The 22,495-nt window shown below is 68.6% G+C and carries 21 protein-coding genes and 1 pseudogene; 6 read left to right on the top strand and 16 right to left on the bottom strand.

The genetic code is table 11. The features are described 5' to 3' along the window. Nucleotides 1–93 precede the first annotated feature (93 nt). Complete coding sequence (mihF, locus tag G6N08_RS17205; protein WP_163759245.1) at nucleotides 94–411, bottom strand: integration host factor, actinobacterial type; 318 nt, start codon at nucleotides 409–411, stop codon at nucleotides 94–96. 555 nt (nucleotides 412–966) lie between these two features. Here mihF and G6N08_RS17210 point away from each other — a divergent pair. Next, entirely contained in the window at nucleotides 967–1,389 is a 423-nt protein-coding gene (locus tag G6N08_RS17210; RefSeq protein ID WP_163759247.1) for a TOBE domain-containing protein, read from the top strand. 70 nt (nucleotides 1,390–1,459) lie between these two features. On the opposite strand, the gene pyrF is transcribed toward G6N08_RS17210, so the two are convergent. From pyrF to pyrR, 6 genes are all read right to left on the bottom strand, one after another. Beyond that, complete coding sequence (gene pyrF, locus G6N08_RS17215; protein ID WP_163759248.1) at nucleotides 1,460–2,308, bottom strand: orotidine-5'-phosphate decarboxylase; 849 nt, start codon at nucleotides 2,306–2,308, stop codon at nucleotides 1,460–1,462. 2 nt (nucleotides 2,309–2,310) lie between these two features. After that, on the bottom strand, nucleotides 2,311–5,658 hold the full coding sequence (carB, locus tag G6N08_RS17220) for a carbamoyl-phosphate synthase large subunit (protein WP_163759250.1): 3,348 nt from the start codon (nucleotides 5,656–5,658) through the stop codon (nucleotides 2,311–2,313). An 85-nt stretch (nucleotides 5,659–5,743) separates the two neighbouring features. Then, nucleotides 5,744–6,868, bottom strand: coding sequence for a glutamine-hydrolyzing carbamoyl-phosphate synthase small subunit (carA, locus tag G6N08_RS17225; RefSeq protein ID WP_163760814.1), 1,125 nt, complete (start codon nucleotides 6,866–6,868; stop codon nucleotides 5,744–5,746). Nucleotides 6,869–6,891: 23 nt separating this feature from the next. Then, nucleotides 6,892–8,196, bottom strand: a complete 1,305-nt coding sequence (locus G6N08_RS17230; RefSeq protein ID WP_163759253.1) for a dihydroorotase — start codon at nucleotides 8,194–8,196, stop codon at nucleotides 6,892–6,894. After that, nucleotides 8,193–9,152: an aspartate carbamoyltransferase catalytic subunit gene (locus tag G6N08_RS17235; RefSeq protein ID WP_163759255.1), complete on the bottom strand. Its 960-nt coding sequence runs from the start codon at nucleotides 9,150–9,152 to the stop codon at nucleotides 8,193–8,195. The genes G6N08_RS17230 and G6N08_RS17235 overlap by 4 nt, the downstream gene beginning before the upstream one ends. Further along, on the bottom strand, nucleotides 9,149–9,712 hold the full coding sequence (gene pyrR, locus G6N08_RS17240) for a bifunctional pyr operon transcriptional regulator/uracil phosphoribosyltransferase PyrR (RefSeq protein WP_163759258.1): 564 nt from the start codon (nucleotides 9,710–9,712) through the stop codon (nucleotides 9,149–9,151). The genes G6N08_RS17235 and pyrR overlap by 4 nt, the downstream gene beginning before the upstream one ends. Before the next feature lie 287 nt (nucleotides 9,713–9,999). Between pyrR and G6N08_RS17250 the strand changes: the two genes are divergently transcribed. Next, nucleotides 10,000–11,205 carry a serine hydrolase domain-containing protein gene (locus G6N08_RS17250; RefSeq protein WP_163759260.1) on the top strand — a complete coding sequence of 402 codons (1,206 nt, stop codon included), beginning with the start codon at nucleotides 10,000–10,002 and terminating at the stop codon, nucleotides 11,203–11,205. Nucleotides 11,206–11,256: 51 nt separating this feature from the next. On the opposite strand, the gene G6N08_RS17255 is transcribed toward G6N08_RS17250, so the two are convergent. The 3 genes and pseudogenes from G6N08_RS17255 to G6N08_RS20895 all read right to left on the bottom strand — a co-directional run. After that, nucleotides 11,257–14,082 (bottom strand): aminotransferase class I/II-fold pyridoxal phosphate-dependent enzyme, encoded by a 2,826-nt coding sequence (locus tag G6N08_RS17255; protein WP_163759262.1) that lies wholly within the window; start codon nucleotides 14,080–14,082, stop codon nucleotides 11,257–11,259. Between the two features lie 106 nt (nucleotides 14,083–14,188). Next, on the bottom strand, nucleotides 14,189–14,446 hold the full coding sequence (locus G6N08_RS17260; RefSeq protein ID WP_163759264.1) for a hypothetical protein: 258 nt from the start codon (nucleotides 14,444–14,446) through the stop codon (nucleotides 14,189–14,191). A gap of 114 nt (nucleotides 14,447–14,560) precedes the next feature. Next, nucleotides 14,561–14,860: pseudogene (locus tag G6N08_RS20895) on the bottom strand (antitermination protein NusB); the annotation flags it as partial. A 61-nt stretch (nucleotides 14,861–14,921) separates the two neighbouring features. Between G6N08_RS20895 and G6N08_RS17270 the strand changes: the two are divergent. The 3 genes from G6N08_RS17270 to G6N08_RS17280 are packed head-to-tail and all read left to right on the top strand — an operon-like array spanning nucleotide 14,922 to nucleotide 17,411. Next, entirely contained in the window at nucleotides 14,922–15,548 is a 627-nt protein-coding gene (locus tag G6N08_RS17270; RefSeq protein ID WP_163759266.1) for an IS607 family transposase, read from the top strand. Beyond that, a complete protein-coding gene (locus G6N08_RS17275) occupies nucleotides 15,541–15,801 on the top strand; it encodes a hypothetical protein (RefSeq protein ID WP_163759268.1) in 261 nt (86 codons plus the stop codon). The genes G6N08_RS17270 and G6N08_RS17275 overlap by 8 nt, the downstream gene beginning before the upstream one ends. After that, nucleotides 15,798–17,411 (top strand): IS200/IS605 family accessory protein TnpB-related protein, encoded by a 1,614-nt coding sequence (locus G6N08_RS17280; RefSeq protein ID WP_163759270.1) that lies wholly within the window; start codon nucleotides 15,798–15,800, stop codon nucleotides 17,409–17,411. The genes G6N08_RS17275 and G6N08_RS17280 overlap by 4 nt, the downstream gene beginning before the upstream one ends. Before the next feature lie 82 nt (nucleotides 17,412–17,493). On the opposite strand, the gene nusB is transcribed toward G6N08_RS17280, so the two are convergent. From nusB to G6N08_RS17295, 3 genes are read right to left on the bottom strand one after another with little or no spacing between them, the layout of a single operon-like run. Continuing rightward, nucleotides 17,494–17,985, bottom strand: coding sequence for a transcription antitermination factor NusB (gene nusB / locus G6N08_RS17285; protein ID WP_163759272.1), 492 nt, complete (start codon nucleotides 17,983–17,985; stop codon nucleotides 17,494–17,496). A 1-nt stretch (nucleotide 17,986) separates the two neighbouring features. After that, nucleotides 17,987–18,544: an elongation factor P gene (gene efp, locus G6N08_RS17290; protein ID WP_163759274.1), complete on the bottom strand. Its 558-nt coding sequence runs from the start codon at nucleotides 18,542–18,544 to the stop codon at nucleotides 17,987–17,989. Nucleotides 18,545–18,561: 17 nt separating this feature from the next. After that, a complete protein-coding gene (locus tag G6N08_RS17295; protein WP_163759276.1) occupies nucleotides 18,562–19,656 on the bottom strand; it encodes a M24 family metallopeptidase in 1,095 nt (364 codons plus the stop codon). Between the two features lie 33 nt (nucleotides 19,657–19,689). On the opposite strand from G6N08_RS17295, the gene G6N08_RS17300 reads away from it, so the two are divergent. Beyond that, nucleotides 19,690–20,403, top strand: coding sequence for a B-4DMT family transporter (locus G6N08_RS17300; RefSeq protein ID WP_170301292.1), 714 nt, complete (start codon nucleotides 19,690–19,692; stop codon nucleotides 20,401–20,403). On the opposite strand, the gene aroQ is transcribed toward G6N08_RS17300, so the two are convergent. Genes aroQ through G6N08_RS17315 form a run of 3 tightly spaced genes read right to left on the bottom strand, consistent with a single transcriptional unit; the run spans nucleotide 20,394 to nucleotide 22,494 of the window. Next, nucleotides 20,394–20,825, bottom strand: coding sequence for a type II 3-dehydroquinate dehydratase (gene aroQ, locus G6N08_RS17305; RefSeq protein WP_163759278.1), 432 nt, complete (start codon nucleotides 20,823–20,825; stop codon nucleotides 20,394–20,396). The genes G6N08_RS17300 and aroQ overlap by 10 nt on opposite strands. Continuing rightward, nucleotides 20,822–21,910, bottom strand: coding sequence for a 3-dehydroquinate synthase (aroB, locus tag G6N08_RS17310; protein ID WP_163759280.1), 1,089 nt, complete (start codon nucleotides 21,908–21,910; stop codon nucleotides 20,822–20,824). The genes aroQ and aroB overlap by 4 nt, the downstream gene beginning before the upstream one ends. Beyond that, entirely contained in the window at nucleotides 21,907–22,494 is a 588-nt protein-coding gene (locus tag G6N08_RS17315) for a shikimate kinase (RefSeq protein ID WP_163759282.1), read from the bottom strand. Before G6N08_RS17315 ends, aroB begins: the two co-directional genes overlap by 4 nt. Between the last annotated feature and the right edge of the window lies 1 nt (nucleotide 22,495).

Below are 22,495 nucleotides of genomic sequence, written 5' to 3' on the forward strand. Positions count from 1 at the left end.
CTCGCGCCGCTGCACGGCCCGCATCGTCGCTGGGCTGGTCCTGATCGCCCGGCTCCTCCTCGCGCCGCTGCACGGCCCGCATCGTCGCTGGGCTTAGGCGGAGCCGAACTTTTCCAGCAATGCCTTACGCTGACGATCCCCCAGACCACGCAGGCGCCGGGTGGGGGCGATTTCCAGCTCGTTCATGATCTCTTGCGCCTTGACCTTGCCGACCTTCGGCAGCGCCTCGAGCAGCGCAGAAACCTTCATCTTGCCCAATACTTCGTCGCTCTCGGCGTCCTTGAGCACTTGCCTCAAGCTGGTGCCGCCGCGCTTGAGCCGATCCTTGAGCTCGGCACGCGCTCGACGTGCGGCAGCAGCCTTCTCCAACGCGGCTGCGCGCTGCTCGTCAGTCAACTGGGGAAGGGCCACAATTCCTCCGTCTCATCGATCTTGATTTGTCTCAGCCGGGTACTCCGGCCAGCGGAGACGACCGTACCCACGCTGTCTGACGAAATCTAACCCGCCCCCCTGCTGGAAGCCACAAAGGCGCAGCGTATGAGACCCCGGGCGACGTGCTCCGCGTCGTCTGCAGTGCGGGCGCCCGCCGTCGCATCGGTGCCCGCGTACTCGTCCCCCCTCCGTGGATCCCGGCTCCTAGCAGCGGTTTTCGCCTGCCCTTCGGCCGGTCACGGGGCGTCCCCGGCAGCTGACAGCACCCCCGCCCTAACCCGAAACCACCCGATTATGCCCGTGACGGCGTGTCGGGCGTGTCGCCGCGCGTCGGCGCGGCACTCGATGCCAACCTGAAGCGATCACATGTTCGAAACTACGCCGTGTAGTAGCTCATGTGCTGAGGCGCGGGCACAGCGGTGCCGGGCGGTTCCGGACACCCTATCCGCAGCGCCGGCCGCACACACGGCATCGTGCGCACCCCTCGACCGCATTATCGGAGTTCTGCGGCGCACAGCGGTTTACGATGGCTGCGTGGCGACTATGCGGATCCGGGAGGCCGCCGAACTGTTGGGGGTCAGCGACGACACCGTCCGGCGGTGGATCGACCACGGTCTTTTGCCGGCCAGCCAGGACGAGTCCGGCCGGAAGGTGATCGCCGGTGATGTGCTGGCCGAGTTCTCCCGCACCAAAGCACCTGCGCGGCCGCCGAATCCGCTCGGTGTGGGCAGTTCGGCACGCAACCGGTTCGTCGGTTTGGTGACCAAGGTGCTCATCGACAAGGTGATGGCTCAGGTCGAGCTGCAGTGCGGGCCGTTCACCGTCGTGTCGTTGATGAGCGCCGAAGCTGCCCGCGAGCTGAAACTGGAGCCCGGCAGCGTGGCCGTGGCCGTCGTCAAGGCCACCACCGTTATCGTCGAGACCCCGGGGACCGGTGAAACCCTGGCGTCGGCATGAGGGTGGTCGGCGCCCCGTCGCTGGCCGATGGGCAGGCGAGATGTCCGCAGCCGCGCACCTGCGTGGCCCCCTAAACCTCGGCCAGGTAGGCGACGGCGTCGCGGATCCGTTCCCCCGCGGTCCGCAGCGCCGTCACGTCCGGGCCGGCCCGCAGCACCGCGCGCGACACCGCGGGTAACAGCTGTCCCGGCGCCGCCCCGCCCAGCCCGCCCAGCTCATCGGCCCGGCCGCCCTGAGCCCCGACACCGGGCACCAGCACCGGCCCGGCGAGTGCGCTGACATCGGGCACCTCGCCGGGACCATGGGCCGCCGTCGCCCCGATAACCACGCCCACCGGTCCGAGCCCGGCCCGGGCGCTGCGTTGGGCCTCCCGGTTGAACGCCGCCGCCGCGTCGACGATCGCCTGGGCCACGCTGCAGCCGCCGGCGTCGGCGCCCTGCACGCTCACAGCCTCCGGGTTGGACGTCGCGGCCAGCACGAAAACCCCCCGCCCACGGGCCGCAGCGGCCACCAGCAGCGGGCGTAACGAGCCGAATCCCAGGTACGGCGACGCGGTTACGGCATCGGCCGCCAGCGGCGAATCCCCGACCCAGGCAGTGGCATACGCCGCCATCGTCGTGTCGATGTCGCCCCGCTTGGCATCGGCCAGCACCAGCACACCGGCCTCGCGCAGGGCAGCGATCGTGCGTTCCAGCACCGCATATCCCGCGGCGCCGTAGGCTTCGAAGAACGCCACCTGCGGTTTGACGACGGCAAAACCGGCGTACGCCCGAACACAGGTGTCGCAGAACGCGGCCAGGCCGTCGGGGCTGACCGGGAGACCCCATGCCGTCAGCAACTCCGGATGCGGGTCAATGCCCAGGCATAGTGGGCCGCGACGAGACATGGCCTCACGCAGCCGAACACCGAACCCCGGCATCGCTAGTGCCCGCCGTTGGTCAACGCACTGTGCAGCTCCTGCAACGAGCGCACCCCGATGTCACCGCGGATGCCGGCTTCGATACCCTGCACGGCAGCCGAGGCACCCTGCACGGTCGTCACGCAAGGGATGTTCATCGAGACTGCGGCGGAACGGATTTCATATCCGTCGATGCGCGGGCCGGAGTTGCCGTAGGGTGTGTTGATCACCATGTCGACCTCACCGGCCTTGATCACGTCGACGGCGGACAGCGCCGGGCGGCCCGGTTGTGGCGACTCGAAATGCTTACGCACTTCGTCACATGGTATTCCGTTGCGGCGTAACATTTCCGCGGTTCCCTCGGTGGCCAGAACGCGAAAACCGAGGTCCGCCAGTCTCTTGACGGGAAACACCAACGACCGCTTGTCGCGGTTGGCGACGGACACGAAAACGGTGCCGTGTGTCGGCAGGGATCCGTAGGCGGCGGTCTGGCTTTTGGCGAACGCGCTGCCGAAGTCGCGGTCGATTCCCATCACCTCGCCGGTCGACTTCATCTCCGGGCCCAGCAGTGAGTCGATGCCGGCGCCTTCGGCGGTCCGGAACCGGTGAAACGGCAGCACGGCTTCCTTGACCGCGATCGGTGCGTGCGCCGCCACCATGGCCCCGTCACCGGCGGCCGCCAGCATCCCTTCCCTGCGCAACTCAGATATCTTGGCGCCCAACATGATCCGCGCGCACGCCTTGGCCAGCGGAACCGCAGTCGCCTTCGACACGAACGGTACCGTGCGGCTGGCCCGCGGGTTGGCTTCCAGCACGTAAAGCACGTCGTCTTTGAGCGCGTACTGCACGTTGAGCAGCCCTACCACGCCGATACCGTGCGCGATCGCCTCTGTCGCCTGACGCACCTTCTCGATGTCGCTGCGGCCCAACGTCACCGGCGGCAGCGCGCACGCCGAGTCGCCGGAATGAATCCCGGCCTCCTCGATGTGCTCCATGATCCCGCCGATGTAGACCTCGGTCCCGTCGCACAGGGCGTCGACGTCGATTTCGATGGCGTCCTCCAAAAACCGGTCGACGAGCACCGGGTGTTCCGGGGAAACCTCGGTGGCGCGGGTGATGTAGCCTTCAAGCGTCTGTTCGTCGTAGACGATCTCCATTCCGCGCCCGCCCAGCACATACGACGGCCGCACCAGCACCGGGTAGCCGATGTCGGCGGCGATCCGGCGTGCTTGCGCGAAGGTGGTCGCGGTGCCGTAGCGTGGGGCGGGCAGCCCGGCCGCGGTCAGCACGTCGCCGAATGCGCCGCGGTCCTCGGCCAGATCGATGGCTCCCGGCGGGGTTCCGACGATGGGAACGCCCGCGTCGGCCAGCCGCTGCGCCAGCCCGAGCGGGGTCTGCCCGCCGAGCTGCACGATGACCCCGACCACCCCCGGGCCGCCGGCTGCCGACTGGGTTTCGGCGTGGAACACCTCCAGGACGTCTTCGAACGTCAGCGGCTCAAAGTACAGCCGGTCGGCGGTGTCGTAGTCCGTCGACACGGTCTCCGGGTTGCAGTTGACCATCACGGTCTCAAACCCGGCCTGGCTCAAAGTGACTGCCGCATGCACGCAGCTGTAGTCGAATTCGATGCCCTGCCCGATGCGGTTGGGTCCTGACCCGAGGATCAGCACCTTGGGTTTTTCGGTCTGCGGGACCACCTCGGTTTCGGCGGCCGGGTCGAGCTCGTAGCTGCTGTAGTGGTACGGCGTCTTGGCTTCGAACTCGGCGGCGCAGGTGTCCACCGTCTTGTACACCGGGTGAATGCCCAGCCGCTCCCGCAGCGAGCGCACGCCGGCCTCTCCGGCCAGTTCCGGTCGCAGCGCGGCGATCTGGCGATCCGACAGCCCACTGTGCTTGCAGCGGCGCAACAGGTCGGCGTCGAGGACAGCCGCGTCGACCACCTCGGCGCGCAAGGCCACCAGTTCAGCGATCTGCGCGACGAACCACGGGTCAACACCGGAGGCCTCGGCCACCTGGTCCACCGACGCGCCGCGCCGCAACGCCACCTCGATGTCGTAGAGCCTGCCTTCGGCCGGCGCAGCCAGCCGCTCGAGTATCTCGTCGAGATCGCCCGGCGGGTCCGGCGCGGTCCAGAACCCGGCGCGGGTGGTTTCCAGCGACCGCATCACCTTGCCGAGCGCCTCGATGAAGTTACGGCCCAATGACATTGCCTCACCGACCGATTTCATCGTGGTGGTCAGCGTGGGGTCGGCGCCGGGAAACTTCTCGAACGCGAACCGCGGAGCTTTGACGACGACATAGTCCAGGCTCGGCTCAAAGCAGGCCGGTGTCTCTTTGGTGATGTCGTTGACAATCTCGTCGAGGGTGTAGCCGATGGCCAGCTTGGCGGCGATCTTGGCGATCGGGAAGCCGGTGGCCTTGGACGCCAGGGCGCTGGACCGGGACACCCGCGGGTTCATCTCGACGACGATCAGCCTGCCGTCTTTCGGGTTGACCGCGAACTGGATGTTGCAGCCGCCGGTGTCCACCCCGACCTCGCGCAGGATGGCGATGGCCAGATCCCGCATCCGCTGGTATTCCCGGTCGGTCAGCGTCATCGCCGGCGCCACGGTCACCGAGTCGCCGGTGTGCACACCCATGGGGTCGACGTTTTCGATCGAGCACACCACCACCACGTTGTCGTGACCGTCGCGCATCAGCTCGAGTTCGAATTCCTTCCAGCCGTAGATGGATTCCTCGATCAGCACGTTTGCGCTGGGCGAGGCCGCCAGCCCCGCGCCGGCCATCCGCTCGACCTGCTCGGCGTTGTGCGCCATGCCCGAGCCCAACCCGCCCATGGTGAACGACGGGCGCACCACGACCGGCAAGCCGAGCTCAGCGACGGTCTCGCGGACTTCGTCCATGGTGAAACACACACGGCTGCGCGCGGATTCACCACCCACTTTGGCGACGATGTCTTTGAACCGCTGACGGTCCTCGCCACGCTGGATCGCGTCGAAATCGGCGCCGATCAGCTCGATGCCGTAGCGCTCCAGCACCCCGCTCTCGTACAGCGCGACCGCGGTGTTGAGCGCCGTCTGCCCGCCCAGCGTGGCCAACAGCGCGTCGATCTTGTTGCCCCGCTCGGCCTGCTGGGCGATGACGCGTTCGACGAACTCTCGCGTGATGGGTTCGACATAGGTGTGGTCGGCGAACTCCGGGTCGGTCATGATGGTGGCCGGGTTGGAGTTGACCAGGCTGACCTGCAAACCCTCGGCTTTGAGCACCCGGCACGCCTGGGTGCCCGAATAGTCGAATTCGCAGGCCTGCCCGATGACGATCGGGCCGGATCCGATCACCAGCACGTGGCGCAGATCGGTGCGACGCGGCATCAGGGGCCGCCTTTCTCGTCGCGAGCGGGCATGGATGTACACCGTTTGCGGCGTGTCGACGTGCAAACACGCACGCTCGCGGCTATTACCATGCCCGCTGCCCTGCCATCAGATCGGCGAACTGGTCGAACAGATACTCCGCGTCGTGCGGGCCGGCCGCGGCCTCAGGGTGATACTGCACCGAAAACGCCCGGCCGTCGACCAGTTTGACCCCTTCCACAACGCCATCGTTAGCGCAGGTATGACTGATAACGGCCGGGCCGAACGGGGTGTCGAACCGCTGGCGCGCCTCGCCTTCGAGGGCGAAACCGTGGTTCTGCGCGGTAACGGCGACCCGTCCGGTGGCATGGTCGATGACCGGGATGTTGATGCCGCGATGGCCGAAAACCATTTTGTAGGTTGCCAAGCCCAGCGCCCGGCCGAGAATCTGATTGCCGAAACAAATGCCGAAAAAAGGGATTCCGGCGTTCAACACGTCTCGGGTCACCGCGACCGCGTGGTCGGCGGTGGCCGGGTCACCCGGGCCGTTGGACAGGAAAACCCCGTGCGGGCGGATCTCGGCGATCTGCTCGAACGTGGCTGACGCGGGCAGCACGTAGGTGCGGATTCCCCGGCGGGCGAAGTTGCGGGGGGTGTTGGTCTTGATGCCCAAGTCCAGTGCCGCCACCGTCCACCGTTGCGGCCCTTGCGGTTCCACAACATACAGTGCGTCGGTGCTGACCTGGCCGGCCAGGTCAGCACCGAGCATCGGCGGCTGGGCCCGCACCCGCGCCACCAGCTCTGCCGGCTGGGCGAGCGCGGCGCCGGAGAAGATCCCCGCCTTCATCGATCCCCGGCTGCGCAGATGGCGTACCACGGCGCGGGTATCGATACCGGCAACTCCGACGATGCCCTGGCGGAGCAGCTCGTCTTCCAGCGTGCCGGTGGCCCGCCAGTTCGAGACGCGCGGCGAGGGATCCCGCACCGCGTACCCGGCCACCCAGATTTTGTCGCCGCGGCTTTCGGAGTCCTCGGTGTTCCAGCCGGTGTTGCCGATCTGCGGGGCGGTGGCCACCACGATCTGGCGGTGATAGCTGGGATCGGTCAGTGTCTCCTGGTAACCGGACATCGCGGTGGAGAACACCGCTTCCCCGAGTGTCTGGCCGATCGCGCCGAACGGCTTCCCGGTGAAGATGCGCCCATCCTCGAGCACCAGCACTGCTTTGTCCACCGCACCGCCCACGGTTGCCGGATTCACGCCGGGCTCTTTCCGTCACGGGCGGTGATCTTGCCGCGCAGCAGTGTCGCAGTCACCGTGGCGGGCAAGGTCATCGACTCATACGGGGTGTTGGCCGAGCGGCTGGCGAGTTCGGTGCCGACGACGGTCCAGCTCGCCTCGGGATCCACCACGGTGAGGTTGGCCGGCTCCCCCACCTCCAGGGGACGACCGTGGTCGGGCAGCCCGGCGATACGCGCCGGCTGCTCGCTCATCACCCGCGCGACGTCGCGCCAGCTCAGCAGGCCCGGCTGCACCATGGTGGCCACCACCACCGACAGGGCGGTCTGTAGCCCGAGCATGCCCGGACGGGCGCAAGCGAATTCGACGCACTTCTCGTGTTCGGCATGGGGGGCGTGATCGGTGGCCACACAGTCGAGCACTCCTTCGGCCAGCGCCGCACGCAACGCGGCCACGTCGGCGGCCTGCCGCAACGGCGGGTTGACCCGGTACACCCCGTCATAGGTGGCCAGCGTGCTGTCGTCGAGCATCAGGTGATGCGGGGTCACCTCGGCGGTGATTGAAATTCCTTGTGCCTTAGCCCATCTGAGGATCTCGACGGTTCCCGCGGTGGACGCGTGGCAGATGTGCACCCGGGCTCCCGTGTCGCGGGCCAGCAGGGCGTCGCGGGCGACGATCGACTCCTCGGCGGCGCGCGGCCAGCCCGACAGCCCGAGCCGCGCGGCGGTGGGCCCCTCATGGGCGACGGCGCCGACGGTCAGCCTCGGCTCCTCGGCGTGCTGGGCGATCAGCACCCCCAGCCCGGTGGCGTATTCCAGGGCGCGGCGCATCACCAGCGGGTCGGCCACGCAGTTGCCGTCGTCGGAGAACATCCGCACTTGTGCCGCCCCGGCGACCATCATGCCCATCTCGGTGAGCTCTGCTCCGGCCAGTCCCATGGTCACCGCGCCGACCGGGTGCACGTCGACCAGCCCGACCTGCTGGCCGCGGTGCCAGACGTGGTCGGTCACCACCGGGCTGTCAGCGACCGGCGTGGTGTTGGGCATCGCGAAAACCGCCGTGTAGCCGCCGAGAGCCGCTGCCGCCGAACCTGATTCGATGTCCTCGGCGTATTCGCGGCCGGGCTCACGCAGGTGCGTGTGCAGGTCGACCAGCCCCGGCAGCAGCACCTGATCGGTGGCGTCGATCACCACTGCGGCTTTGTCGAGCCCGCCAGACTCGGCAAGCCCCGCACCGATCTCGGCGATCTGCCCGTCATCGACCAGCACGTCGACGCGCTTCCCCTCGCCGTACCGGCGGACGCCCCGAATCAGCACACTCACGCCGCACCCTCGTTTCCGGCCGACTCGGCGCCGACCAAGACATGAAACAGCACCGCCATGCGCACATGTACTCCATTCGAAACTTGTTGCAGCACAGCAGATTGTGATGAGTCCGCTACCGGCGACGCGATCTCCATCCCGCGCAGCATCGGCCCCGGATGCAGCACCACCGCGTGGCCGGGCAGCATCGCCTGGCGGCGCTCGGTTAACCCGTAGCGCACCGAGTACTCCCGCACCGACGGGAAGAATCCGCCGTGCATCCGCTCGGCCTGCACCCGCAGCATCAACACCGCGTCGGCGGCGGGCAGTTCGGCGTCCAGGTCGTAGGAGATGCTGACCGGCCAGTCGGCCGCCCCCACCGGCAGCAGCGTGGGCGGGGCGACCAGCACGACTTCGGCGCCCAGCGTGTGCAGCAACATGACGTTCGAGCGGGCGACCCGGCTGTGCAGGATGTCGCCGACGATGACCACCCGCCGCCCGTCGATGCCGCCCAGGCGTTGCCGGATGGTCAGCGCGTCCAGCAGCGCTTGGGTGGGGTGCTCGTGGGTGCCGTCACCGGCGTTGATCACCGACGGGCCGCCGTTGTCGGTGACGGTCCATTCGGCGAGCAGCTGCGCCGCGCCGGAAGCCGGATGCCGGATCACCAGCGCGTCAGCACCGGCGGCGCGCAGCGTCAGCGCGGTGTCGCGCAACGATTCGCCTTTGCCCACCGAGGATCCGACCGCGCTGACGTTGATCACGTCGGCGCTCATCCACTTGCCGGCCACCTCGAACGACACCCGGGTGCGGGTGGAGTTCTCGTAGAACATGGTGACGACGGTGCGCCCGCGCAAGGTCGGCAACTTGCGGACCTCGCGGCCCACCAGCGCCTGGGCGAACCGGTCGGCGTCATCGAGGATGGCGGTGGCGCCGTCACGGCTCAAGTCGCCCGCCGCCAGCAGGTGCCGGGGGGTCATCGCGAAATCACCACCCCGTCACGCCCGTCGTGCTCGGCCAGCAGCACATGCACGCTCTCGCGGCGCGAAGTGGGCACATTCTTGCCCACATAGTCGGCGCGCACCGGCAGTTCGCGGTGGCCGCGGTCGACCAGCACTGCCAGTTGCACGGCCCGGGGCCGCCCCACGTCGCGCAGCGCGTCCAGCGCCGAGCGCACCGAGCGCCCGGAGTAGAGCACGTCGTCGACGAGGATCACCAGCGCATCGTCGATACCCTCGGCCGGGATCGAGGTAATCTCCAGCGGCCGGGCGGGCTGGCGCATCAGATCGTCACGGTAGAGGGTGATGTCGAGGGCGCCGTGGGTGACCGGCACCCCGGAGAATTCCCTGATTTTGGCGGCCAGCCGGGTCGCCAGGGTGACCCCGCGGGTGGGGATACCCAGCAGCACCACCCTCGGCGCGTCGGGACCATCCAGCGCGGTCTTTTCGATGATCTGGTGCGCGATACGGGCAATCACACGGCCGACATCGGCCGCAGACATCAACTCTCGGCCGGTGGCGGCATTACCCGCGGCACCCATGGTGGACTCCTTCTCCGCCTCACCGGACGGATCGTTAAAGGATGTCGACTGCTGCGCAGCCTAGCACTGGTTGCCCGCCGCGAGGATGCGGGACGCACCGCAGCCCGCACCGCCCGGCATCGGCGTCGGCGAGGCGCAGACCGGGGCTGGACATCTCCCCGACCACGCTGAGCACTGCCCGGCGTCGCGCCCGGGACGCCGGGGTGCACGCCACGTTCGCGACGGCAGCGACATCGAGATGGCGTTCTGGCTCGTTCGCGCCCGGCGGCGCACACTAACCTGATCCGGTGAGTCTCGACGCCAACCAGGCCTCCATCCGCGAGGCGTGCGACGCCGGCCTGCTCGCCGGCGCGGTGACAATGGTGTGGCAGCACGGAAAAGTGCTGCAGGTCAACGAGATCGGTTATCGCGACGTGGAAGCCGGTCTGCCGATGCGCCGCGACACGCTGTTTCGCATCGCGTCGATGTCCAAACCGGTGACCGTCGCGGCCGCGATGAGCCTGGTCGACGAGGGCAAGCTGGCGCTGCGGGACCCGATTGCGCGCTGGGCCCCGGAGTTCGCCCGGATGCGGGTGCTCGACGACCCGGACGGTCCGCTGCAGCGCACGCATCCGGCCCAGCGGGCGATCCTGGTCGAAGACCTGCTCACCCATACCAGCGGCCTGGCGTACGGCTTTTCGGTGTCCGGCCCGATTTCGCGGGCCTACCTGCGGTTGCCGTACGGGCAGGGGCCCGACGCCTGGCTGGCCGCGCTTGCCGCCCTCCCGCTGGTGCATCAGCCGGGTGAGCGGCTGACCTATAGCCACGCCATCGACGTGCTGGGCGTCCTGCTGTCGCGCATCGAGGGCAAACCGTTTCACCAGGTGCTCGACGAGCGGGTGCTGGGTCCGCTGGGCATGAACGACACCGGGTTTTTCGTGCCGGCCGGCAACCGCCACCGCGCCGCGACCATGTACCGGCTCGACGAGAACGATCGGCTGCAGCACGCCGTCATGGGACCGCCGCGAACCACGCCGCCGGCGTTTCCCAACGCCGGCGGCGGGCTGTGGTCGACCGCCGACGACTATCTGCGGTTCGCCCGCATGCTGCTGGGTGACGGCATGCTCGACGGGGTGCGGGTGCTCTCGGCGGAGTCGGCGCGGGCGATGCGCACCGACCGGCTGACCCCTGAGCAGAAGCGTCATCCCTTTCTGGGGGCGCCGTTTTGGATCGGCCGCGGGTTCGGGCTGAACCTGTCGGTGGTGACCGACCCGGCCCGGTCCGCACCGCTGTTCGGGCCGGGCGGGCTGGGCACATTCAGCTGGCCGGGTGCCTACGGGACGTGGTGGCAGGCTGACCCGGAGGCCGACCTGATCCTGCTGTACCTGATCCAGAACCTGCCGGCGCTGACGGCGGACGCGGCCGCGGCGGTCGCCGGCAACACGTCGCGGGCCACACTGCAGGCCGTGCAACCCACATTCGTGCGGCGCACCTACCGGGCACTGGGTTTGTAGCGCCCCCGACGGGTCGCGTCACCGCACACATGCCCCGCGGTGCGCCCGCTGTCAGGCCCCTGCGGGGCTGTCCGCCCCGCGCCGCTCGGCGCTCTGCCGATACCCGTCGCCGCCGGGAGGCTCCTGTGCCTCCGCGGCCGCGGCCACCGCGGTCCGGGTCGCAGCGAGCCGCGTCAGCGCCGCCTCGGTGAACACCGACAAGCCCAGCTCGGGGTTGTAGCCGTGGATCTCCTTCACGTCCAGTTCGGCCAGAAAATACAGGATCTCCTTGGAGATCACCTGCCCGGGCACCAGTACCGGAAAGCCCGGCGGGTAGGGGACGACGAATGTGGTGGACACCAGCGGCCTGCCCTCGGCCAGGCGCCGGCCGGCCGCACCGAGCAGCACATACTCGCGATCAGACTCGTCGTAGCCGGCATAAAAAGCCGCCCGCACATCACCGATGGCGCGGGCGCCGCCCAGGCGGAACGCGGGGTGGAACTCGCTGAAGTCGGGCAGCGGCGGCAGATCCTCGGTGATCTCCGCGACCCGGCGTTGGTGCACGGCGTGATCGGCTGCGCTGGCCACACTCTGCCCGTGTTCGAGATCGCTGGCCACCCGGCGCAGCACGTCAAGCAGGTAGTGCACGCTCGACCAGGTGACCCCGATGGTGAAGATCAGCAAAACACTGTTGATGGAGGTCTTGTTGATCTGGATCCCGAAGCGCTCCATCAGGATCTTCTCGCGGAAGTCGTAGCCGTTCAGTCCGGTCTTGCCGATGAACAAGGTGACCCGGGTCGGGTCGAGCACGAATTGGTCGGAGCGCCACGCCTCGTTCCACTCCGCCAACGCCCCCTGCCTGACCTGACGGTAGGAGCTGACCGCGGAGGACCGGAACTCGTCGGGCACCAAATCGGATTCGTCCAGGATGCGAAACCATTTGCTGATCAACCTGTCTTTGCGGACCCGGTGGCGAAACACCAGCGCCATGTTGTAGACGCGGCGCACCAGGGTGAAGCCCTCGATGTCGACCTGGCGGCGCGCCAGATCCAGGGAGGCGAGCAACTGCTGGTTCGGCGAGGTGGACGTGTGGGTCAAAAACGCCTCGTGGAACGCATCCCGGTTGCGCGCTTCGAAGTCCTGGTCGCGGATGTGGATCATCGACGCCTGCCGCAGCGCCGAGAGCGATTTATGTGTGGAATGGGTGGCATACACCCGCACCCGTGCGCGATCCGGGTCGGGAAGCAGCCGGCGCTCGCTCCACTGCGCACGCTCGACCCCCTGCATCGAGGCGCGCCAGCGCCGGTATTCCGCGGCGTAGCCGGGCGAGGCCAGCATCGACTCCAGTTGCGCCGCGGCGATCATTGCGGTGCGCTGACGGGCCCACGGCACCGCGGTCGCGAACGCGTACCACGCCTCATCCCAGAGGAAACAGATATCGGGTTTGATCGCCAGCACCTCTTCCATCACCCGGCGCGGGTTGTAGACGATGCCGTCGAACGTGCAGTTGGTGAGCAGCAGCACCCGCACCCGGTCCAGCTGCCCGGCGGCCTCCAGATCCAGCAGCGCCTTCTTGATGGTGGTCAACGGCACCGCCCCGTAGATCGCGAACGGCTGCAGCGGATAGGCGTCCAGGTACATCGGATACGCCCCGGCGAGCACCAGACCGTAGTGATGCGACTTGTGGCAATTGCGGTCGATGAGAACGATATCCCCGGGCCGGGTCAACGACTGCAGCACGATCTTGTTCGCGGTGGACGTCCCGTTGGTGCTGAAGTAGGTCTGGTTGGCGCACCAGGTGCGGGCGGCCTTGTCCATGGCCGCCTTGATGGTGCCGTGCGGTTCGAGCAGCGAATCCAGCCCACCGGAGGTCGACGATGTCTCGGCCATGAAGATGTTGCGGCCGTAGAACTCGCCCATGTCTTGCAGTGACTTGGAGTTGAAGATGCTGGCGCCACGCGCGACGGGCAGCGCGTGAAACTGGCCGACCGGCGCCGCCGCATACGCCCGCAGCGCATCGAAAAACGGTGTGGCGAAACGGTTCCGGATGCCCGCGAGCACCGTGCTGTGCAGATCGGTGACATCGTTGAGCCGGTAGAACGTGCGGTCGTACACGTCAGGCTCGTCTTCGGTTTCGGCGGCGATCGACTCGTCGGTGAGCAGATAGAGGTCGATATGCGGCCGCAGCTCGCGGATCCACTGCCCGCATTCCACCCAGTCGTGGGTGGGGTCGCTGGTCACGGCCTCGTCGTTGGTGCCGAGCAACGTGGTCATCAGCGGCACCCGGTCCCGCGAGCGCAGCGGCAGGTCATGGCGGATGATCGCCGCCTGAATCTCGCCGTTCAGCGCCACCGCGGTGATGGCGTCTTCGATGCTGGCCACCACCAGCAACTCGAACTGCACGGTGTCGGACGGTTTGCGCAGCGCGCGCAGCGCCTCCGCCAGACTTTCCGGGGCGGCTGTGGCGGAATCGTCGGCGAGCAGGACCGTGTAGAACTGCTGTTGTGTGGCCTGCGCCACCAGCTCCTGATCGTCCAGGGGTGCGGAGGTGTCGAACAGTGCGGCGCGGTCGCCGTATTCGCACAGCAGCCGCACCGCCAGCGACACCTCTTCGGCTAAACGGACCGTGGCTCGATCGGCCAGATATCCGCGGAATGCCGCCAAATTCGCCGCGCCGGGATACAGCCAATATCGCTCGTAGGCACCGATCCGATCCAGCAGCCGGCTGACCCGCGCCACTTCATGGGTGGTGTCTTGTCCGGCCCGGTGCACCTCGGCGAGGTGCCGGCAGGCGTCGTCGAGCAGATTCCATGTGTCGATACGCGTGTAGGACGGATTTGCTACCGCCGCCAGCGCGGAAACGCGAAGTCGTCTCGGGCGCGCGTCGTCTCGGTGCATGTCGTCAGTCTGTCCCGCCGTTGATCAGAGTGAGGCTATTTCGTCGACCTGTGTCGTCCTCCGTCGTCGACCTCTGTCATCGACACCGCCGGCAGCGACCCGGCCGTCACGGTTTGTCCCAGTGACCGGGCGGCGGCACGAACGGCAGCTGGGCTACCTGGCCCGGCGGCAGCGGCGAGTCCCGGCCCGGCGCCAGGACATCGCCCCGGCCGGGTTCGCCGGGCCCGGGTATGTCCGGACCCGGGCCGGGTACGTGTGGCCCCGGCTGCTCGGGAAACGGATGAGCCTGGGCCTGACCCGCCCCGACGCCGAATACCAGCAGCCCGGCCGCGGCCGCGATTGCCGCGGCTTTCTTCCGAGTCATCGTGGACCTTCTGGTGAACCGTTCAGTGCCAACGTCCGATGCCCCACTCTAACCGGGTGGGCCGGCCGCGCCGGCGCCGTAGCGGCCCGGTCGCCCAGCCGTTCGAGCGAGGACTCAGCCCCGCCCGTCGCCGCTGCCGGCGGCCCGCCGCGGACCGCGGCTCAGCGCCGTCCAGCGCCGAATGGGGATATCCGCACGGCGCGGCCGGTCCTCGGTGACATCGCCGAGCGCCCGCACCACGGCCTGGGTCAGACCCACGATCGCCAGCATCACCGGAAGCAGCGGGCGAAACGGCTGCACCGCCGACCGCACGGTGCTGATCCGGCGGGCCATCACATAGCGTTCGATCGAGTGGTACAGCCAGGCGCCCACGCCCAGCGCAGAGATCGCCAGCACTGCGGCGAGGGTGCTGAGCAGTTGGCGGAATACTGAGTGATAGTGAGCGTACGAATGTTCTAGTGAGTGTGCTGGTGGTGTGAATTTGACGGAGTGGGCGCGGGCTCAGGGCGTGCATCCGCAAACGGCGTACCGGTGGTTTCGGGAGGGGATGTTGCCGGTTCCGGCGGTGCGGGTGAATGAGCGCACGGTGTTGGTGTCACCGGATGCGCCCACAGGATCGGCGTCGGCGGGCGCGTTCGGGTTATACGCGCGGGTGTCGTCTCATGATCAAAAGCCGGACTTGGACCGCCAGGTCGCGCGGCTGACCAGTTGGGCCGCCGAGGCGGGCGGGACGGTGGTGCGGGTGGAGGCCGAGGTCGGGTCCGGGATGAACGGGTCACGGGCGAAGGTACGCCGGCTGCTGGCCGATCCGAAGGTGACCGCCGTGGTGGTCGAGCACCGGGACCGGTTGGGGCGGATGAACACCGAGCTGGTGGAGGCGGCGCTCTCGGCGCATGGCCGCCGGCTGGTGGTGCTCGACGACGGTGAGGTCACCGATGATCTGGTGCGCGACATGGTGGAGGTGCTCACAAGTTTCTGCGCTCGACTCTACGGGCGGCGCAGTGCTCGAAACCGTGCGCTCAAAGCGGTCGGGTGCGCACAGCGGGATATCGGTCCCAAGGCGGTTGTCGGTGGCCGGGTGGATGATGGCGGCCATGAGTGAGACTGCGGAGAAGATCGAGCGTGTCACGTTGTGCACGCTCAAACAGCGGGGTTGGACCGACGGGGCCGTCAAGCGGTTTCTGGGCGAGCCGGACGCGCTGGTCACTAACCCGAACTATCGCTCGGGGCCGAGGATGCGCCTGTACGACCTCCCCCGCGTCGAGCTCATTCGTGAACGGGTGTTGAACGCCATCGCCGACCAGTACCCGTATCTGGCAGCTGAGTGCGCCCGCCAAAAGGCGCAGCGCCCATGAAACTGCGCGTGATCGCGGCGCCATTCGTGGCTGATCCGGCGACCGGTGTGTGCATCCGGACCCGGTTGAAGGGACTCACCGACACTGATGTGCGGGTGCTGCGCGCGGTCGGCGCCCATCTGGGGCGGCTCGCCGCGGCGGATTTGGCTGAGCGTGTCCGTGACGGCCTGGCCCACGACAACCAGGCGTGGGCGGACCGCAAACGCGACATCACCGCGTCATCGACCGCGCGGTGGGCGGGCAGCATCACCAAAGCCACCCATGATCAGTGGGCGCTGGCGCGGCGGGGGCAGCTCGCCCACATTCAGTCGTTGCGGGATGCGGTGGTGATGATCGAACACCGGCTGGCCCAGAGGCTCGGCGCCAAGGGCACGCACGGGATGGCCAGCGGCTACCGGTCGGCGCACGAGTGGTTCGTCAAGTCTCGCCGCCTGGCGACCCTGCAAGCCCGGCTGGCCCGTGTTGAGGCCGATTACGCGGCCGGGCGGGTGAGCGTGGTTCGCGGCGGAAAACGGTTGCTGCACAAGCGGCATCATCTCGACACCGCCGACCTCACCGAAGAGCAGTGGCGCGCGCAGTGGGAATCATCGCGGTGGTTTCTATCCGCTGACGGCGAGGCCGGCAAAAAGCACGGGAATGAAACCATCCGCATCACACCTGATGGGCAGGTGTCGATCCGGCTGCCCGCACCGCTGGCTCATCTCGCGAACGCGCCACACCACCGCTACATCCTCACCGGCTTGGCCGCCTTCGCCCATCGCGGCGATGAATGGGCCGACCGGGTCGCCGCCAATCAGGCTGTCGCCTACCGCATTCACCACAATCCGGGCACCGGACGCTGGTATGTGGACGCCTCCTGGCAGCGCAAGGCCGCGCCGAGCGTGCCGTTGGAAGCAGTGCGGTCCGCCGCGCTGATCGGGGTGGACATGAACACCGATCACCTCGCCGCATGGCGACTGGACCCACACGGCAACCCGATCGGCGCGCCGCGCACGTTCAGCTACCAACTCGACGGCGCCGCCGATCACCGCGACGCCCAACTCCGCCACGCGCTATCTGGGCTGCTGCACTGGGCGCAGCGCACCGGGGTCAAAGCGATCGCGGTCGAGGATCTCGACTTCACCGACTCCACGACACGGGAGAAGCATGGCCGCCGGCGCCGGTTCCGGCAGATCATCTCCGGTATGCCCACCGCGCGGCTGCGCGCACGGTTGCTGGCGATGGCCACCCAAGCCGGGATCGCCGTTATCGCCGTTGATCCCGCCTACACCTCGAAATGGGGTGCGCAGCACTGGCAGGAGCCCTTGACTGCCGCCCACCCACAGACCACCCGTCACCACGCCGCGAGCGTGGCGATCGGTCGGCGCGCCCTTGGGCACCGGATCCGGCGACGGACGCCACCGCCCCGGCAACACCAGAGCGATGTGGCCGGGCATCGGACCGGCCAGGCCAGACCCGGCACCCCAAGACGCGAGGAAACCCGCCACCCCGCGGCTGGAACACGGACACGATCCGCGAAACCACCCGGGTCGAAGAACGCGGGCAACCAGGCGACCCAACACCGTTCGGGGCCGCCCACAGAGCAGAACTCGCTTCCGCTCAGTGTCTAGGAACGGTAGCCAGCCGGTATGCGGCCCAGCACCACCGTCGCCGCCAGCAGCCCGGCGATGACGACGCGCAGCTCTAGCCGGGTCACGACGGTGCCTTCTGGTCGGGCGCCGGTGCGCGGACCGCGTGGGCGGCCGCGCGGATCTGCGGGGTCACCACCATGAGCCGGCCCAGTACGCCGTTGACGAAACCGGGTGACTCGTCGGTGGACAGCTCTTTGGCGAGCTGCACCGCCTCGTCGACCGCCACCGGCTCGGGCACGTCGTCGGCGTGCAGCAGCTCCCACACCGCGACCCGCAGGATGGCCCGATCCACCGCGGGCAGCCGTTCCAGCGTCCAGCCCTGCAGATGCGCGGCGATCAAATCGTCGATGTGGGCGCTGTGCTCACTGACCCCGCGGGCCACCGTCATCGTGTAGGGGTGCAGCGGCGCCACCTCCGGTTTGGCTGCGGCCAGCGCCGCACGCGCCTCAGCCGCCTCGAGCGGGGTCAAACCGCGGGCCTCGGCCTCGAATAACAGGTCGACGGCGCGTTTGCGGGCCTGATGCCGTCCTTTGACCGGCCTAGCGCCAGACATCTCACGCGCGGCCCAGGTAGCTGCCGTCGCGGGAATCGACCTTCAGCTTGTCGCCGGTGTTGATGAATAACGGCACGTTGATCTGCGCGCCGGTCTCCAAGGTGGCCGGCTTGGTGCCCGCGCTGGAGCGGTCACCCTGCAGCCCGGGCTCGGTGTGGGCGACGTGGAGTTCCACGGTCACCGGCAGCTCGATGTACAGCGGGGTGCCGTTGTGGAAGGCCACCTGCACCGGCATGCCCTCCAGCAGGAACCGGGCGGCGTCGCCGACCAGGGACTCCGGCAACGTGTGCTGTTCGTAGTCCTCGGCGTCCATGAACACGAAGTCCGAACCGTCGCGGTACAAAAACGTCGTGTCGCGCCGGTCCACGGTGGCGGTCTCCACCTTGACCCCGGCGTTGAACGTCTTGTCCACGACTTTGCCCGAGAGCACGTTTTTCAGCTTGGTGCGCACAAAAGCCGGGCCCTTGCCCGGTTTGACGTGCTGGAACTCCACGATCGTCCACAGCTGGCCGTCCAGCACCAGAACCAGCCCGTTCCTGAAGTCGGCAGTGGTCGCCACGGTCGGTGAATCTCCTACTACACAATGGTCAGTTCCTTAGGGAACTGAGTGAGCAATTCCGGTGCGTGCCCGGATGTTTCGTCAGCCACAACCAAGGTGTCCTCGATGCGGACACCTCCGCGGCCGGGCAGATAGACGCCGGGCTCCACGGTCACCACAGAGCCCGCCCGTAGTGTACCGGCGGCTGCCGCGCTGATCCCGGGCGCTTCGTGGATCTGCAGGCCCACCCCGTGGCCGAGGCCGTGGCTGAAGTGCTCCCCGTAACCGGCGTCGTCGATCACGCGGCGGGCCGCGCCGTCCACGTCGCGCAGACAGGCTCCCGGCCGCAGCGCCTCCCGGCCCGCCCGCTGTGCGGCGGCGACCAGCTGATAGAGCTCCCGCTGCCAGTCGGCCGCCCGCTCCAGCACGAAGGTGCGGGTCATATCGGAGTGGTATCCGCCCACCAGCGCGCCGAAGTCGATCTTGACGAAATCACCGGGCGCCAACTCCGCGTCGGTGGGCCGGTGATGCGGGATCGCCGAGTTGGCTCCGGCGGCCACGATCGTCTCGAAGGACACCCCGTCGGCGCCGTGGTCGAACATCAGCGACTCCAGTTCGCGGGTCACGTCGCGTTCGGTGCGGCCCGGGCGCAGGCCGCCGTGGGCCACCAGGTCGGTCAGCGCCGCGTCGGCCGCCTCGCAGGCGCGCCGCAGCAACGCCACCTCGCCGGGGTCTTTGACCTCGCGCAGCGCCTCCACGGTGCCCGAAGCGCGGACCAGCTCGGTGGCGCCCGCCGCCTCCGACAGCGCGTCGAACCCGTCCACGGTGACCACATGGCTCTCGAAGCCCAGCCGCCGCACTCCGCCGGCGGCGGCCTGCCCCGCCAGATAGCGCCCGCATGCCCGGTCGATGGCCAGATCCAGGTCCGGGGCCTGCTGCCCGGCCTGGGTGCGGTAGCGCCCGTCGGTGGCCAAGACCGGGTTGCGCTCATCGGCGAACACCAGCAGCGCCGCGTTGGAGCCGGTGAAGCCCGACAGGTAGCACACGTTCACCAGGTCGGTGACCAGCATCGCGTCCAGTCCCTCCGCAGCGAGCCGGGCGCGCAGATTGTCTCGGCGTTGGGAATGTGTCACAACCGACGACGTTACTCGCTACGCTGTGGCCCCATGACTAACTGGATGTCACGCGGATTGGTGTTCGCCGCCGCGATGGTCGTTGTCCGCTTATTCCAGGGGACGCTGATCAACACGTGGCCGACCCGGGCGGGGTTGATCAGCCTTGTGCTGGTCGCCGTCTTCGTCATCGCGGTCGTCGCATGGGGGCTGACCGACGGCCGCGCCGACGCCATCGCCAACCCGGATCCGGATCGGCGCGCCGACCTGGCGATGACCTGGCTGCTGGCCGGTTTGGTGGCCGGGATCGTCAGCGGTGCGGTGACGTGGCTGATTTCCCTGTTCTACAAGGGTCTGTACGTGGGGACGTTGATCAACGAGCTGACGACATTCGCCGCGTTTACCGCGCTGTTGGTGTTTCTGCCCGGGATGGGCGGTGTGACGGTCGGCCGCTGGGCTGTCGACCGGCAGCTGGAGAAGATGCCCGTGCGCCATCACGGCCTGGCGGCCGGCAACCAGGACCGCGTCGACACCGACGTGTTCGCCGCCGTTCGCGCCGATGAAACCCCCACCGGCGAGGTCGTCACACCGGGGCTGCGCACATCGGCGGTGGCGGGCGCGGGCGCCCGGGAAACGACCGAGGTGACCCTGCCCGCGTACGCTGACGAACCCACCCTGCCGGCTGCGACGGCTCAGCCGCAGCAGCCCGTGACCCCGGCGGACACCGGCCAGATACTCCAGCACCCGCCGGAGGACGATCAACGGTAAACGGCGGCGAGATAACGCAGCGCCAGCAGATAACCCTGCACCCCCAGCCCGACGATCACGCCGGTCGCGACCGGGCTCAGATACGAGTGATGGCGAAACTCTTCGCGGGCATACACGTTGGACAGGTGCACCTCGATCAGCGGGGCACGGAGCTGCGCGCAGGCGTCACGCAGCACCACCGACGTGTGCGTCAGACCACCGGCGTTGAGGATCACCGGTTCGGCGGCGTCGGCGGCCAGGTGAATCCACTCCAGCAGCTGCGCCTCGCTGTCGCTTTGGCGCACAACAACTTTCAGTCCTAATTCGGCGGCTTCCCGTTCGATCAGCGCGGTGAGCTCGTCGTGGGTGGTGCTGCCGTAGACGTCGGGTTCCCGCCGGCCCAGCCGGCCCAGGTTAGGGCCGTTGATCACATTGACGTTCATCGGCCACCGACTTCGGCGTAGGCGGCGGCCAGCAGCGCGGGGTCGGGCCCCTCGAGCCGGCCCGGTTTGGCCAGACCGTCGAGCACCACAAACCGCAGTGTCCCGGCCCGGGTCTTCTTGTCACTGGCCATGTAGCCCAACAGTTCCGGTAACGCGTCGGCGTCGTAGCTGACCGGCAGCCCCAGCGCCGAGAGGATGGCGCGGTGCCGGTCAGCGGTGGCGTCGTCGAGCCGCCCGGTCAGCCGCCCGAGTTCGGCGGCGAACACCAGCCCCACCGCCACCGCGGCGCCGTGGCGCCACCGGTAGTGCTCGCGCCGCTCGATCGCGTGCCCCAAAGTGTGGCCATAGTTGAGGATTTCCCGCAGCTGCGATTCTTTCTCGTCGGCGGCGACGACATCGGCTTTGACGGTGACGGCCCGGCGGATCAGCTCGGGCAGCACCTCCCCGCCCGGGTCCAGCGCGGCGCACGGGTCGGCTTCGATCAGGTCCAGGATCACCGGGTCGGCGATGAAACCCGCCTTGACCACTTCGGCCATGCCGGACACGATTTCGGCGCGCGGCAACGTTTGCAGCGCCGCCACATCGTCGAGCACCGCCAGCGGCTGGTGAAACGCGCCCACCAGGTTCTTGCCGGCGGCGGTGTTGATGCCGGTCTTGCCGCCGATCGCGGCGTCCACCATGCCCAGCAGCGTGGTGGGCACGTGCACGATCGAAACACCGCGCAACCAGGTCGCCGCCGCGAACCCGGCCACATCGGTCGCCGCCCCGCCGCCCAGGCTGACCAGCGCATCTTTGCGTCCAATTCCGATGCGGCCCAACACTTCCCAGATGTATCCCACCACCCGCAGCTCTTTGCCGGCTTCGGCGTCGGGAATCTCGATGCGGTGCGCGTCGACACCTTTGCCGGCCAACTGACTTCGGATTGTCTCCGCGGTCTGCGCCAGCACCGGCTGGTGCAGGATCGCCACCCGGTGGCGGCCGGCGAGCAGCTCGTCTAATTCGGTGCGCAGGCCGGTGCCGATGAGCACCGGATACGGCGGGTCGACAGCCACCTGCACGGTGACCGGGGCGGCGGTGCCGGTCATTTGCCGGCCTCGGCGCGACGAGCGCCCAGCGCGGCCGGTGCCGGCGGGCTGGGCTGCGGCGGCCCTGAGCCGGGCTGCTGTTCGTGCAGCCGCGACAGGATATGGCGCACCACGGCTCCCGGGTTTCGGCGGTTGGTGTTGACGCGGATGGTGGCAACCCGCCGGTACAGCGGGACCCGTTGCGCCATCAGGGCGCGGTATTTCTCGGCGCGGTCCGGCCCGGCCAGCAGCGGGCGCACGGTGGTGCCGCCGGTGCGCCGCACCCCTTCGACGGCGTTGATCTCCAGGAAGATCACGGTGTGACCGGCCAGCGCGGCGCGTACCCCCGGTGTGGTGACGGCGCCGCCGCCCAGTGACACGATGCCGTCGTGATCGGTGAGGGCCCGCCGGACCACCTCTTCTTCGATACGGCGGAATTCCTTCTCGCCGTCGGTGGCGAAGATCTCGGCAATGCGGCGACCGGTCTGCTGCTCGATCACGGTGTCGGTGTCGAGCAGGCTGGTTCCCAGCGCCTTGGCCAGCCGCCGCCCGATCGTGGATTTGCCCGAGCCGGGCAGGCCCACCAGTACCGCCTTGGGTGCCATC

It is taken from the genome of Mycobacterium botniense, from assembly GCF_010723305.1.
Lineage (GTDB): Bacteria > Actinomycetota > Actinomycetes > Mycobacteriales > Mycobacteriaceae > Mycobacterium > Mycobacterium botniense.

Bases quoted from the DNA above. Each gene is read 5' to 3' on its own strand.
- pyrF (WP_163759248.1), bottom strand. From the start codon at position 2,308: ATGCCGGGGTTCGGTGTTCGGCTGCGTGAGGCCATGTCTCGTCGCGGC.
- carB (WP_163759250.1), bottom strand. From the start codon at position 5,658: ATGCCGCGTCGCACCGATCTGCGCCACGTGCTGGTGATCGGATCCGGC.
- G6N08_RS17235 (WP_163759255.1), bottom strand. From the start codon at position 9,152: ATGACCCCCCGGCACCTGCTGGCGGCGGGCGACTTGAGCCGTGACGGC.
- pyrR (WP_163759258.1), bottom strand. From the start codon at position 9,712: ATGGGTGCCGCGGGTAATGCCGCCACCGGCCGAGAGTTGATGTCTGCG.
- G6N08_RS17255 (WP_163759262.1), bottom strand. From the start codon at position 14,082: ATGCACCGAGACGACGCGCGCCCGAGACGACTTCGCGTTTCCGCGCTG.
- G6N08_RS17260 (WP_163759264.1), bottom strand. From the start codon at position 14,446: ATGACTCGGAAGAAAGCCGCGGCAATCGCGGCCGCGGCCGGGCTGCTG.
- G6N08_RS17275 (WP_163759268.1), top strand. From the start codon at position 15,541: ATGAGTGAGACTGCGGAGAAGATCGAGCGTGTCACGTTGTGCACGCTC.
- G6N08_RS17280 (WP_163759270.1), top strand. From the start codon at position 15,798: ATGAAACTGCGCGTGATCGCGGCGCCATTCGTGGCTGATCCGGCGACC.
- nusB (WP_163759272.1), bottom strand. From the start codon at position 17,985: ATGTCTGGCGCTAGGCCGGTCAAAGGACGGCATCAGGCCCGCAAACGC.
- G6N08_RS17300 (WP_170301292.1), top strand. From the start codon at position 19,690: ATGACTAACTGGATGTCACGCGGATTGGTGTTCGCCGCCGCGATGGTC.
- aroQ (WP_163759278.1), bottom strand. From the start codon at position 20,825: ATGAACGTCAATGTGATCAACGGCCCTAACCTGGGCCGGCTGGGCCGG.
- aroB (WP_163759280.1), bottom strand. From the start codon at position 21,910: ATGACCGGCACCGCCGCCCCGGTCACCGTGCAGGTGGCTGTCGACCCG.
- G6N08_RS17315 (WP_163759282.1), bottom strand. From the start codon at position 22,494: ATGGCACCCAAGGCGGTACTGGTGGGCCTGCCCGGCTCGGGCAAATCC.